The organism is Arthrobacter sp. ZGTC212 (assembly GCF_002929255.1).
Classification (GTDB): domain Bacteria; phylum Actinomycetota; class Actinomycetes; order Actinomycetales; family Micrococcaceae; genus Arthrobacter_B; species Arthrobacter_B sunyaminii.
In genome coordinates, this window is the sequence record NZ_PJIJ01000046.1 from 1 (window position 1) to 364 (window position 364).

1 pseudogene is annotated in these 364 nt (G+C 65.9%); it reads left to right on the top strand.

Features of this window, described 5'->3' with window-relative positions:
- Positions 1 to 207 precede the first annotated feature (207 nt).
- A pseudogene (locus CXQ89_RS19020) lies at positions 208 to 364 on the top strand (branched chain amino acid aminotransferase); the annotation flags it as partial.

Genomic DNA, 364 nt, shown 5'->3' on the forward strand with positions numbered 1-364 from the left:
GGCCCGCAGGATCGAAGCGGCAGTGGTTGCCGACGTCGAGAAGCGCGACGGCGGTGCACGCACCACAAGTGCGGTGGGCGACGCCATCGCCGCCGGCCTCTAACCCCGCGCCAGGGCCTCCGGCATCGGGCGTAAGCTTGTCTCGAATCACCAAATGCCGCCTCGCCGTTCAACGCTGAATGCAGGGCGGCCGATCGTGGAGGAACCATGACCCAGACCGCCCATGGCGTCGATTTCAGCCAGCAGCCCTCGGCCAACCCGAAGTCTGCTGAAGAGCGTGCAGCAATCCTGGCCAACCCGGGATTCGGCAACCACTTCACCGACCACACGGCCATTGTCGACTACAGCGTGGACGCGAACGGCA